Below are 12,532 nucleotides of genomic sequence, written 5' to 3' on the forward strand. Positions count from 1 at the left end.
CAGGTGGCGCGGGGTAGGTCGCGAGACGCGCGGGAAACAGATGGACGACATCTCTCAGGCAGATGGACCCGGCGCCGCCAGAGCCTGGGCCGCGTTGACGACGGAGACGTGGCTGTAGGCCTGGGGGAAGTTGCCGACCTGTCGCCCGCGGCCGGCGTCGTACTCCTCCGACAGCAGGCCGACGTCGTTGCGCAGCGACAGCAGGCGCTCGAACAGGCGCCGCGCCCGTTCGCGGCGGCCGAGCAGGGCGAGCGCGTGGGCGAGCCAGAAGGAGCAGGCGACGAAGACGCCTTCGCCGCCCGGCAGTCCGTCCACGTGGTCGGCCTCGGGCCGGTAACGCAGGACGAGGCCGTCCTCCGTCAGCTCCCGGCACACGGCGTCGACCGTGCCCGCGACGCGGGGATCGTCCACCGGCAGGAAGCCGAGCCGGGGGATGAGCAGCAGGGCCGCGTCGAGGCCCTTCGACCCGTAGAACTGGGTGAAGGTGTTCCGGTCGGCGTCGTAGCCGTGCGCGCACACGTCCCGGTGGATCTCCTCGCGCAGGGCGCGCCAGCGGCCGGCCGGGCCGTCGAGGCCCTGCTTCTCGACGGAGCGGACCATCCGGTCCGCCGCCACCCAGGCGAAGACCTTGGAGTGGACGAAGTCGCGGCGCGGGCCGCGCACCTCCCAGAGCCCGTTGTCGGGCTCACGCCACGCACCCTCCAGATAGTCCATGAGCGCGCACTGCAGCTCCCAGGCCTCCTCGTCCGGCCGCAGGCCCGCCTCCCTGGCCTGGTAGAGGCAGTCGATCACCTCGCCGTACACGTCGAGCTGGAACTGGCCGGAGGCGCCGTTGCCGATCCGCACCGGCCGCGACCCCTCGTATCCCGGCAGCCAGTCGAGGGTCCACTCGGGCATGTGCCTGCTGCCGTCGACCGTGTACATGATCTGCAGGTCGGCGGGGTCCCCCGCGACCGCCCGCAGCAGCCAGTCACGCCAGGCCGTCGCCTCTTCGGCGTACCCCGCGTCCATCAGCGCCCGCAGAGTGAACGACGCGTCGCGCAGCCAGCTGTAGCGGTAGTCCCAGTTGCGCGAGCCCCCGATCCGCTCCGGCAGCGACGTCGTCGGCGCCGCGACGACCCCGCCGGTGGGGGCGTACGTGAGGGCCTTGAGCGCGAGGAGGCTGCTGCCCACGGCCTCGCCGTACTCCCCCTGATAGCGGCAGCCGCCGAGCCACTGCCGCCAGAGCCGGTCGGTGGCGGCCAGTTCCCCGGCCGCCTCCAGCCGCCGCGGCCGGTCCCGCCACGACTGCTGCCAGGTGAGCACGAACGGCACCCGGTCTCCCTCCGTGACGGAGAAGGATCCGGTCGTCCCGCGGAGGCGGGAGTCCTGGGCGAGCTCTACGGGCGACTGGAGCCAGGCGGCGTTGGGACCGGCGATCACCGCCACCTCTCCCCCACGGTGCCGCACCCAGGGGATCACGGCACCGTATTCGAAGCGCAGCAGCAGTTCCGTGCGCATCTCCACCCGGCCCCGCACACCCTCCACCACCCGCACGAGGTCGGGCGCCTCGCCGCGCGGCGGCATGAAGTCGACGACCCGGACGCAGCCGCCGGGCGTGTCCCAGGTCGTCTCCAGCACCAGCGCGCCGTCGCGGTAGCGGCGCCCGGTGCACGTCCCGCCCCCGGCGGGGGCCAGCAGCCAGCGTCCCGCCGGGCGGCCGCCCAGGAGCGCCGCGAAGCAGGATCCCGAGTCGAAGCGCGGCAGGCACAGCCAGTCGACCGAGCCGTCGCGTCCGACCAGGGCGGCCGTGTGCATGTCGCCGATGAGCGCGTAGTCCTCGATGCGCATCGTCCTGCCTCGTGATCCCGTGACGACGTACCCGGCCCTGATGGGCCGAATCCGGCAGGGGCGTCAGCCGCGGCCGAGGACGTACCGCTCGACGAACTCGTTGGCGAACACGCCCCGGGGATCGAAGTGCCGCGCCAGCGCGGCGAAGTCGTCCAGGCGCTCGTAGCGGGACCTCACGACGCCGGGCGGAAGGGTGAAGAGCTTGCCCCAGTGGGGCCGCGCGCCGAACGGCGCGAGACGCTCCTCGATCGCGGTGAGCACGGGCGTCACGGCACCGGGGTCCTTGATCCAGGTGAAGTGGAAGGCCACCGTGTCGCGGCCCTGGCTCGGGCTCAGCCACAGGTCGTCCGCGGCGATCGTGCGGATCTCGCAGATCTGCAGCACCGGGGCGATGCGGTCGCGGATCTCGGCGAGGGCGCGGAACGCCTCGGCCGCGTGCCGCCGGGGCACCATGTACTCCGCCTGGAGCTCCTCCCCGCTGCTGGGGGTGAAGTCCGGCCGGAAGTGCGGCAGCCGCTCGAACCAGGGGCCGGGGACGCCCATCTGGGCCGTGCAGTGCACCGCGGACATGCCCGGCACGGGGTGCCTCGGGCCGTCGGCCGGCGTCGCCCCGAAGAAGCCGCCGCCCGGCTCGGCGCCGTGGAGGCCGCCGGCGGCCGTGGCCCCCTCCAGGCCGCCCGCGGCCGCGTCCCCCGCGAGCCCGCTCACCGCCGCCGCCTCGGCGAGATCCGCGTCGGCCGCGCCGGCCCGCTCCTTCACCCAGACCTGGTTGATCCGGGAGGTACGCCAGTCGGTGAACAGGCTGACGCTGTACGCGGCGGACATGACGGCGTCGAACTGCTCGTCCAGCACCTCGGCCGGCAGGCCCTCGTACACGCGCTGGCGGACGTCGAACGACGGCACGACGTCCAGTGTCATGGCGACGACGGCGCCGAGGGCGCCCAGTGCGACGACGGCCCCGGGGAAGCGGTCGCCGTCCATGTCGCGGTCCAGCGTGACGAGGCCGCCGTCCGCGGTCACCATCTCGATCGCGCGTACGGACGTGGCGAGACCGCCGTTGGCGTCGCCCGAGCCGTGGGTGCCGGTCGCGCAGGAGCCCGCGACCGAGATGTGCGGCAGGGACGCGAGGTTGGGCAGGGCGTAGCCCTTGTCGTGCAGGCGGCGGCCCAGCTCGCCGTACCGGACGCTCGCGGCGACCCGGACCGTCGAGGCCGCGCTGTCGATCTCGATCTCCGGGGGCAGCGCGTCCAGCGAGACCAGCAGGCCCGGGGAGTCGGCGATGCGGTTGAAGGAGTGGCCGCTGCCCAGCACGCGGATCTTCTCGCCGCGCGCCACCAGGCCGCGCACCTCCTCGACGGAGGAGGGCCGTTCGACCGCCTCGGCCCCGAAGGTGATGTTGCCCGCCCAGTTTGTCACTGTATGAGTCACAAAAGAGTTCTACCGGACCATGGGCCGCGTGGTCGCCTCCTCCCCACGACGTCACGAGACGGGGGCGTACGGGTCAGGCGCCCTGGCCGGGCAGGGCGGCGAGGTACCAGTCGACGAGCTTGAGCCTCTCGTCGGCCATCCTGGCCTCCACCTCGGCCTGGGTCTTCGGCGCGCCCAGCAGCACGTCGTCGCCCGGCCGCCAGTTCGCCGGGCAGGAGACGCCGTCGCGGTCGGACGTCCGCAGCGCGTCCACGAGCCTGAGGATCTCGGGGACCATCCGCCCCGCGTTCATCGGGTAGTAGAGGATCGCGCGGACCACCGATTCCGGGTCGATCACGAACACCGCGCGGACCGCCGCCGTCGCCGACGCGTTCGGGTGGAGCATGCCGTACGCGCGGGACACCCGCGTGTCGAGGTCGGCGATGATCGGGAATGGGATCTTCACGCCGAGCTTGTCCTCGATCGCCCGGATCCAGGCCAGATGGCTGTGCACGGAGTCGACCGAGTTGCCGAGCAGGGCGACGTCGCGGGCGGCGAACTCCTGCGCGAGCTCGGCGAACGCGACGAACTCGGTGGTGCACACCGGGGTGAAGTCGGCCGGGTGGCTGAACAACACGAGCCACCGCCCGGCGTAGTCGGCGAGCCGGACCGGCCCGTGCGTGCTCTCGGCCTCGAAGTCCGGCGCCCTGTCGCCGATGAGCGGCAGCCGGGTGGCGGTCTCCGCCCCGGGGGTCGCGGAAGGGGTCGCGGAAGGGGTCGCGGCTGGAGTGACGGCAGAGGTCATGGTCGTTTCCTTTCCGCACGCCGCGGCGTCCCACCACGGCGTCCACCGCATCGTCCACCGCGTCGTCCACCGCGTCGTCCATGGGGGCCCGTACCCGCGAGGACCGGTGACGACCACGGCCCGGATCGCCCCGATTCGGTAATGCCGCTCCGCCGTGCGGCGGGGAATGAAGGAGGATGGGAAGGGAGACGTCATGCCGGTGACCGAGGTCAGCCATCCGCTGTTCGCCCGCTTCTACACCTGGTTCAGCGGGGTGCTCGACCGGCACGGCATGGCCGCACAGCGCGAGGCGCTGGTGGCCGGGCTGTCGGGCCGGGTGATCGAGGTCGGCGCGGGCAACGGGCTCAACTTCTCCTGCTATCCGCCGTCCGTCGCGGGTGTGCTGGCCGTCGAGCCCGAACCGCGGCTGCGCGCGGCCGCGCTCGACGCCGCCCGCCGGTCGCCGGTGCGGGTCGAGGTCGTCGGCGGCCTGGCCGACCGGCTGCCCGCCGCGAGCGGCGAGTTCGACGCGGCGGTGGTGTCGTTCGTGCTGTGCTCGCTGCCCGATCCGGTGGCCGGGCTGCGGGAGATCCGCCGCGTGCTGGCCCCGGAAGGGCGGCTTCGCTTCCTCGAACACGTCCGCGCCGGCCCCGGCGGCTGGGCCAGGGCGCAGGACCTGCTGGACGCGACCGTGTGGCCGTGCCTGACCGGCGGCTGCCACACGGGCCGCGACAGCGTGGCGGCCGTCGAGGCGGCCGGCTTCACCGTCGGGCCGCTGGAGCGCTTCGTCTTCCCCGGGGGCGTACGCAGCCCCATCTCCTTCTGCGTACGCGGCGAGGCCCGGCCCTGAGACCTGGATCTGAGGACTCGGCCGGGCCGAACGGCTCAGCGGGAGTCCGGGCGGCTCCCGAGGGCGTCGTACCGGCGGAACGCGGGCACGACGAAACCGGCCAGCAGGACGAGCACGGCGCACACCAGGCCGCCGCCCGCCCAGGAGGGCACGAGCCCGAAGGCGTCCGCGGTGGCGCCCGCCCGCAGGTCGCCCAGGCGGGGGCCGCCCGCGACGACGACCATGAACACCCCCTGCAGGCGTCCGCGCATCTCGTCGGGCGCGTAGGTCTGCAGGATCGTCTGCCGCCACACGGCGGAGGCGAGGTCGGTCGCGCCGCCTATCGCCAGCAGCGCCACGACCAGCCACAGCGGCTGCGCCAGCGCCGCCGCGGCCACCGTGACACCCCACAGGGCGATCACGAGCGTGAGCGCCACCCCCTGCCGGCGCACCCGGCCGACCCAGCCGGAGAACACCCCGGCGACGACCGCGCCGATCGCGATGCTCGCCGACAGCCAGCCGAACGCCACCGCCGACCCGCCGAAGCGCTCCGCCGTCAACTCGGGGAACAACGCCCTCGGCATCGCGAACGCCATGGCGATGATGTCCACCACGAACGACATGAGCACGACGGGCCTGCTCACCACGTACGCGAGCCCGTCGACGACCGACCTCAGGCCCGGCCGGGAGATCTCGCCGACGGGCGCCAGCGCCGGCAGCCGTACGGCCGCGTAGAAGCCGGCGCCGAACAGGACGGCGTCGATGAAGTACGCGGTGGCGTAGCCGCCCTTGGCGAGCACCACGCCGGCCAGCAGCGGCCCGACCACCGTGCCGATGCTGCTGACGAGGAAGTTGAGCGTGTTGGCCGCGGGGACGCGCTCGGTGGGCACGATGCGGGGAATGATCGCCCCGCGCGTCGCCGAGGTCACGGCGAAGCCGATCGACTGCAGGGCGATGACGGCGAGGATGAGATGGACGCTGCCGATCCCCGACCAGGCGTGCACCAGCAGGGCGGCGGTGGACAACCAGGCCACCACCGAGCCGGCCAGCAGGAGCCGGCGGCGGTCCACCGCGTCGGCGACCGCGCCGCCCCACAGGCCGAAGACGACCAGCGGGACGAGGCTCACCGGCCCGAGCAGGCCCACCCACAGGGACGACCCCGTGAGGCTGTACACCTGTCCGCTCACGGCCACCGAGGTGAGCTGGAAACCGATGAACGAGACGCCCTGTCCCACCAGCAGCCGCCGGTACGCGGGAATGCTCAGGGGCCGGGTGTCGAGGGCGACACGCCTCAGAACTGCCTGTACCCCCGCCACCCGCTACCTCACCGATCTGGGCATATCGAACATTTCGCGTACTTTACTCCGGCCCGCAACGCGACCCGCGGGAGGCCGGTGCCGCTCCTCGCCCGGAGCGGCGCGCCTCCCGGGGCGGCGGACCGCGAGCCGGGCCGGCGCGGGCGGCCGAGAACGCGAGTCTGAAAGTTTCGGAAAAAACGCCGATATCGCGCTGCGGAGCGCCCGGCGAGCGGAGCGTCGTGGGCACGGAGTCCCGAACGTTCCGCGCCAACCCGTCCGCGCCCGTGCGCGCCCGCACGGTCCCCGGCCATGGCCGAAATTTCCATGCGCCATCCGAAACTTCAGGCGGCGAGCGGCGCGGTGCTGCCCCGGACGACGAGGCTGGTGGTGAGTTCCAGGCGGTTCTGCGGCGGGGTCTCCCCGCGGGCGAGTGCGACCACCATGGTCGTCGCGGCGGCGGCCATCTCGGTCAGCGGCTGACGCACCGTGGTCAGCGCGGGGATGAGCCACTGCGCCATCGGCACGTCGTCGAAGCCGACCACGCTCAGGTCGTCCGGGATGCGTATCCCCATCTCGTGGGCCGCCTGGTACACGCCCATGGCCTGGGCGTCGTTGAAGGCGAACACGGCGGTCGGGGGCCGGGGCATGGCTAGTAGGGAACGGGCGTGCGCCAGGCCGTCCTCCACGCTGAAGTCGCCCTGCCGGACGAGCGCCGGGTCCGTCGGCACGCCCGCGGCGTCCATCGCCGCGCGGAACCCGTCCAGCCGCGCGCGGCTGGACAGGGCGTGGGCGGGGCCGGTGATGAGGGCGATGCGCCGGTGCCCCAGCTCCAGCAGGTGCCGCGCGGCCGACAGCCCGCCGCTCCAGTTGCCCGCCCCGACCGAGGGCAGCTCGTGCCCGGGGTCGCCGGTGGGATCGACCAGCACCAGGGGGATGTCCCGCGTCCTGAGCTGCTCGCGCTGGGCCCCGGTGAGGCCGGAGAAGACCACGATCACGCCGCAGGGGCGGCGGCCGATGACACCCTCGATCCAGCCCCTGGCGGGAGGCCGCTGGTCCTGCAGCTCGGAGACCACCACCGCCAGGTCGTGCTCGCGCGCGACCTGCTCGACCCCCTTGATGACCTCCATCGCGTACGCGCCCTCCAGCTCGTGGAAGACGAGTTCGACGAGAGGGGCCGCCGTGGGGCGCTTCTTCTGACGACGGTAACCGTGCTCGCGGATCAGGTCCTCGACCAGGGCGCGGGTCTCGGGGGCGACCTCGGACCTGCCGTTGACGACCTTGGAGACGGTCGCGGGGGACACCCCCGCCAACTCGGCGATCTGGGCGATGGTCAGCGGCCGGGAGGGCGTGCGTTCCGGAGGTGTCGGCTCCCTGGTCGTCGTCATGGCCGCAGTTTAGCGCCCAATTTTCGGTCACTCATCCGAATGTTTCGGATATCTCACGTCCGATTCCTTGACGTGTTCCAGCGCATCGACCTAGAGTCCACATAAACTATCGGTCCTAATCTGGAAACTTTCGGTCTTCCGGCCCCACGCGGTGGACCGACAAGCAAGGGATGTCATGACATTCGTAGACGCGCCGGGCATCGCGCCCTGGCGGGACGCCGAGCGGCCTCTCGACGAGCGCGTGGAGGCGCTGCTGGCCGAGATGACGCTGGAGGAGAAGGTCGCCCAGCTCGGTTCGGTCTGGGTCGACATCTCGACCGCCGGATCCCAGGCGGCGTCGGGCAACGTCGCTCCGTTGCAGGACCTGTTCATGAAGGACGGCGCGAACCTCGACGACCGAATCCGCGGCGGAGTCGGTCACCTGACCCGCGTGTACGGCACGGCGCCCGTGAGCCCGGCCGAGGGCGCGGCCGGGCTGCGCTCGCTGCAGGAGCAGGTGGTGGCGGCCAACCGGCTCGGCATTCCCGCCATCGCGCACGAGGAGTGCCTGACCGGGTTCGCCACGTACGGCGCGACCGCCTATCCCACGCCGCTGGCCTGGGCCGCGACCTTCGACCCCGCGCTCGTGGAGCGGATGGCCCGGGCGATCGGGGACGACCTGCGGGCCGTCGGCGTCCACCAGGGCCTGTCCCCCGTCCTCGACGTGGTGCGCGACTACCGGTGGGGCCGGGTCGAGGAGACGCTCGGCGAGGACCCCTACCTCGTCGGCCAGATCGGCGCGGCGTACGTGCGCGGCCTCGAGAAGGCCGGAATCATCGCGACGCTCAAGCACTTCGCCGGCTACGCCGCCTCACGGGCGGGCCGCAACCACGCGCCGGTCAGCATCGGCCCCCGGGAGATGGCCGACGTCATCCTCCCGCCGTTCGAGACGGCGATCCGCGAGGGCGGCGCCCGGTCGGTCATGAACTCCTACACCGACGTCGACGGCGTCCCCGTCGCCGCCAACGCCGACCTGCTGCGGCGCGTGCTGCGTGACGAGTGGGGCTTCGACGGCACGGTCGTGGCCGACTACTGGGCGGTGCCGTTCCTCGCGATGAACCACCACGTCGCCGAGGACGAGGCGCACGCCGGCGTCATCGCGCTGCGCGCGGGCATCGACGTCGAGCTGCCGGAGACGGTCGGCTACGGCGAGCGCCTGGTCGAGCGGGTGCGGGCGGGCCAGGTGCCGGAGTCGCTGGTCGACGAGGCGGTCCGCCGGGTGCTGGTGCAGAAGATCGAGCTGGGCCTGCTGGACGGCGGGCCGCTCGTGCCCGAGGGCGCCGGAGACGTCGACCTGGACGGCCCCCGCAACCGCGACCTGGCCCGCACCGTCGCCGAGCGGTCCGTCGTGCTGCTGAGCAACCCCGCCGGCGTGCTGCCGCTGGCCGCCGGCACGTCCGCCCGGATCGCCGTCGTCGGCCCGTGCGCCGACGACCCGCAGACCCTGCTCGGCTGCTACGCCTTCCCGAACCACGTGCTCGACCGCTTCCCCGACCACGGCATGGGCCTGCCCATCGCCCCCGTCCTCGACGGCCTGCGGGCCGAGTTCCCCACCGCCGACCTGCGGTTCGCGCGGGGCGCGGACGTGTCGGGCGACGACACCTCGGGCATCGCCGAGGCCGCCGCGCTGGCCGCGGAGTCCGACCTCGTGCTGCTGTTCGTCGGCGACCGGGCCGGTCTGTTCGGCAACGGCACCTCCGGCGAGGGCTGCGACGCCGCCCACCTCGGCCTCCCCGGCGTCCAGGGCGAGCTGGCCGAGGCGGTCCTGGCCACCGGCACGCCGGTCGTGCTGGTCGTCGTGTCCGGCCGGCCGTACGCGGTGGGCCCCTACGCCGGCCGGGCCGCCGCCGCGCTCCAGGCGTTCCTGCCGGGCGTGGAGGGAAGCGCGGCGATCGCGGGGGTGCTCAGCGGCCGGGTCGAGCCCTCGGGCCGCCTGCCCGTCCAGATCCCCGGCTCCCCGTTCGTCAACCCCTCCACGTATCTCCAGCCGCCTCTGGGCCTGCGGACGGACGGCATCTCCGTGTCCGACCCGACCCCGGCGTTCCCCTTCGGCCACGGCCTGTCGTACACGACGGTCCGGTACGACGCGCTGACGACCTCCGTGGAGCGGTGCCCCACGGACGGCACGGTCGAGGCGCGGGTGACCGTCACCAACACCGGTTCCAGGGTGACGGAGGAGGTCGTGCAGCTGTACGCCACCGATCCGGTGGCGCTGGTGGCCCGTCCCGTCGCGCAGCTCGTGGGCTTCGCCCGGGTGCCGCTCGCGCCCGGCGAGACCCGCGAGGTGGTCTTCGACGTGCCGGCCGACGCCTTCTCCTACACCGGCCCCGACCTGCGCCGGATCGTCGAACCCGGCGTGATCGCGCTCACCGCCGGCCCGTCCGCCGACGACCGCCCGCTGCGCGCCGAGATCCGGCTGACCGGGGACACCGTCGTGCTCGGCCGGGCCCGGCGGCTCACCACGCACGCGCGGATGCCCGAGCCGGCCTCCTGACCGTGACGGGCGGCAGGCGGGCGGCAGACGGGCGGCAACGTCGTCCGCCTGTCGTCCGCCTGCCGGTCTCCCCTGCCCGGAGCGCGCGCCGCTGCTCCTTTCTGTGTTAGACGATATGCATCACCCCCGTGGAAGGAGCCTCCCCGTTGGCCCGGACCGACCTCGACGCGCTCGCACTGGACGCGCTCACGCTTGAGCAGAAGGCCGCGCTGCTGTCGGGCCGGGACTTCTGGACGACCAAGCCGCTGGAGCAGGCGGGGATCCCCTCCATCGCCCTGTGCGACGGGCCGCACGGCGTCCGCCGGGAGGCCGGCGGCTCCGACCATCTCGGCATCAACGACAGCATGCCCGCCACCTGCTTCCCGCCCGCCGTGGCGGTCGGGTCGAGCTGGGACCCCGAGGTGGCGGCCCGCATCGGCGCGGCGGTCGGCCGGGAGGGCCGGGCCCTCGGCGTGGCGGTCGTGCTGGGCCCCGGTGTGAACATCAAGCGCTCGCCGCTGTGCGGGCGCAACTTCGAGTACTACTCCGAGGACCCCCTGCTGTCGGGCGTCCTCGGGGCGGCGCACGTCGCCGCGCTGCAGGCCGAGGGGCCGGGCGCGTCGGTCAAGCACTTCGCCGCCAACAACCAGGAGACCGAGCGCATGCGGGTCAGCGCCGACGTGGACGAGCGCACCCTGCGTGAGATCTACTTCCCCGCGTTCGAGCGGGTGGTCACCGAGGCCAGGCCCGCCACCGTCATGTGCTCCTACAACCGCGTCAACGGGGTCTACGCCTCTCAGAACCGGTGGCTGCTCACCGACGTCCTGCGCCGCGAGTGGGGCTTCACCGGCGTCGTCGTCTCCGACTGGGGCGCCGTCCAGGACCGGGTCGCGGCGCTGGCCGCCGGTCTCGACCTGGAGATGCCGGGCACCGGCGGCGCGGGCGACCGGCGCGTCGTGGAGGCAGTTCGCGCGGGCGAGCTCGACGAGGCCGTGGTGGACGCGAGCGTGCGCCGCGTCGCCGCCCTCACCGCACGCCACAGCGGCGTGTCCGGCGCGTTCGACGCCGACGCCCACCACGCGCTCGCGCGTGAGCTCGCCGCCGAGTGCGCCGTGCTGCTCAAGAACGAGGGCGGCGCGCTCCCCCTCACGGCGGGCGCCCACATCGCCGTGATCGGCGAGTTCGCGGTCAGGCCCCGGTTCCAGGGCGGCGGCAGCTCCCACATCAACGCCACCCGGGTCGACGCCGCGCTCGACGCGATCCGCGTCCATGCCCCGGACGCCGCCTACGCCCAGGGGTTCTCGCTGGACGGGACGGGCGACGACCGGGAGCTGCGCGAGGCGGCGGCCGAGACCGCGGCGGCCGCCGACGTCGCCGTCGTCTTCGCCGGTCTGAGCGAGCGGGAGGAGTCCGAGGGGTTCGACCGGGAGACCATCGACCTGCCCGCCGTCCAGGTCGAGCTGATCCGCGCCGTCGCCGCCGCGGCCCGCCGTACGGTCGTCGTCCTGTCCAACGGCGGCGTCGTCTCGCTGGAGGGCTGGCACGACGACGTGGACGCCGTCCTCGAAGGCTGGCTGCTCGGCCAGGCCGGCGGCTCCGCCGTCGCCGACCTCCTCTTCGGTGTCGTGAACCCCTCCGGGCGCCTCGCCGAGAGCATCCCGTTCCGGCTGCAGGACACGCCGAGCTACCTCAACTTCCCCGGCGAGGCCGGGCACGTGCGCTACGGCGAGGGCGTCATGGTGGGCTACCGCTACCACGAGACGGCCGAGCGGCCCGTGCGCTACCCGTTCGGCCACGGGCTGAGCTACACGACGTTCACGACCAGCGGCCTCACGGTCGTCCGTACGGGCGACTACACGGCGACCGTCACCGTGACGGTGACCAACACCGGCAAGCGGGCGGGCAAGCACGTCGTGCAGGTCTACGTCGCCACCACCGCGGGTCCCGTACGGCGGCCCGCACGGGAGCTGCGGGCCTTCGCCAAGGTCGCGCTCGCCCCCGGCGAGTCGCGCACGGTCACCCTCCCCCTCGGCCGACGGGCGTTCGCCTACTACGACGTCCCGCTCGGCCGGTGGGTGGTGGCGCCGGGCGACTACACGATCCAGATCGGCGAGAACGCCTCGTCCGTCGTGGCCGAGACGACGATCGGCCTCGACGGCGACCCCGCCGTCCCCGTGGTGTCGCTCGACTCGACGCTCGGCGAGTGGCTCTCCCATCCGCACGCCGGGCCGGCTCTCCTCAAGGTCCTCACCACCGGGAGGAGCGAGCGGCCCGCGGAGCACGACGCCGACGGGCTGCGGATGGCCTCGTCGATGCCGATGGGACGGTTCCTGACCTTCGCCGGCATCGACCTGCCCCGCGAGACCCTGCGGGAGCTGGTGCGCCTGGGCGGGCCCGCGGCCTGACCCACGAGCGTCCCCGGCAGCCCGGTCCCGCGCGTCCCCGCGCCGCGGCCGGACGCCGATCTTGCCGTCGGCGTCCGGCCGT

The 12,532-nt window shown here is 73.6% G+C and carries 8 protein-coding genes; 3 read left to right on the forward strand and 5 right to left on the reverse strand.

The annotated features are described in order from the left end of the window. Nucleotides 1-54: 54 nt before the first annotated feature. The 3 genes from ACWEQG_RS04975 to ACWEQG_RS04985 all read right to left on the reverse strand — a co-directional run bounded on the left by ACWEQG_RS04975 (nt 55) and on the right by ACWEQG_RS04985 (nt 4,042). Entirely contained in the window at nt 55-1,830 is a 1,776-nt protein-coding gene (locus ACWEQG_RS04975; RefSeq protein WP_452281823.1) for a glycoside hydrolase family 15 protein, read from the reverse strand. A gap of 63 nt (nt 1,831-1,893) precedes the next feature. Then, nucleotides 1,894-3,258, reverse strand: coding sequence for a D-arabinono-1,4-lactone oxidase (locus tag ACWEQG_RS04980; protein ID WP_452281825.1), 1,365 nt, complete (start codon nt 3,256-3,258; stop codon nt 1,894-1,896). A gap of 73 nt (nt 3,259-3,331) precedes the next feature. Then, nucleotides 3,332-4,042, reverse strand: coding sequence for a peroxiredoxin (locus ACWEQG_RS04985; protein ID WP_452281827.1), 711 nt, complete (start codon nt 4,040-4,042; stop codon nt 3,332-3,334). 193 nt (nt 4,043-4,235) lie between these two features. Here ACWEQG_RS04985 and ACWEQG_RS04990 point away from each other — a divergent pair, with 193 nt between their 5' ends. Next, the gene (locus ACWEQG_RS04990; protein ID WP_452281829.1) at nt 4,236-4,871 is read left to right on the forward strand and encodes a class I SAM-dependent methyltransferase; all 636 of its coding nucleotides are present in this window, start codon (nt 4,236-4,238) and stop codon (nt 4,869-4,871) included. Between the two features lie 35 nt (nt 4,872-4,906). Here ACWEQG_RS04990 and ACWEQG_RS04995 read toward each other — a convergent pair whose 3' ends face one another. Together ACWEQG_RS04995 and ACWEQG_RS05000 are read right to left on the reverse strand one after the other, a co-directional pair. Then, nucleotides 4,907-6,166 carry an MFS transporter gene (locus ACWEQG_RS04995; RefSeq protein WP_452281831.1) on the reverse strand — a complete coding sequence of 420 codons (1,260 nt, stop codon included), beginning with the start codon at nt 6,164-6,166 and terminating at the stop codon, nt 4,907-4,909. 323 nt (nt 6,167-6,489) lie between these two features. Continuing rightward, the gene (locus ACWEQG_RS05000; protein ID WP_363465884.1) at nt 6,490-7,533 is read right to left on the reverse strand and encodes a LacI family DNA-binding transcriptional regulator; all 1,044 of its coding nucleotides are present in this window, start codon (nt 7,531-7,533) and stop codon (nt 6,490-6,492) included. Nucleotides 7,534-7,708: 175 nt separating this feature from the next. Here ACWEQG_RS05000 and ACWEQG_RS05005 point away from each other — a divergent pair, with 175 nt between their 5' ends. Together ACWEQG_RS05005 and ACWEQG_RS05010 are read left to right on the forward strand one after the other, a co-directional pair. Continuing rightward, the gene (locus tag ACWEQG_RS05005; RefSeq protein ID WP_452281833.1) at nt 7,709-10,066 is read left to right on the forward strand and encodes a beta-xylosidase/alpha-l-arabinosidase; all 2,358 of its coding nucleotides are present in this window, start codon (nt 7,709-7,711) and stop codon (nt 10,064-10,066) included. A gap of 146 nt (nt 10,067-10,212) precedes the next feature. Then, nucleotides 10,213-12,450 (forward strand): glycoside hydrolase family 3 C-terminal domain-containing protein, encoded by a 2,238-nt coding sequence (locus ACWEQG_RS05010; RefSeq protein WP_452281835.1) that lies wholly within the window; start codon nt 10,213-10,215, stop codon nt 12,448-12,450. Nucleotides 12,451-12,532: the final 82 nt, after the last annotated feature.

The organism is Microbispora sp. NPDC004025, assembly GCF_053604425.1.

What these genes read in the sequence shown, in the direction of transcription:
- ACWEQG_RS04975 (WP_452281823.1), bottom strand. Translation starts at nt 1,830, where the DNA reads ATGCGCATCGAGGACTACGCGCTCATCGGCGACATGCACACGGCCGCC.
- ACWEQG_RS04985 (WP_452281827.1), bottom strand. Translation starts at nt 4,042, where the DNA reads ATGACCTCTGCCGTCACTCCAGCCGCGACCCCTTCCGCGACCCCTTCC.
- ACWEQG_RS04990 (WP_452281829.1), top strand. Translation starts at nt 4,236, where the DNA reads ATGCCGGTGACCGAGGTCAGCCATCCGCTGTTCGCCCGCTTCTACACC.
- ACWEQG_RS05000 (WP_363465884.1), bottom strand. Translation starts at nt 7,533, where the DNA reads ATGACGACGACCAGGGAGCCGACACCTCCGGAACGCACGCCCTCCCGG.
- ACWEQG_RS05005 (WP_452281833.1), top strand. Translation starts at nt 7,709, where the DNA reads ATGACATTCGTAGACGCGCCGGGCATCGCGCCCTGGCGGGACGCCGAG.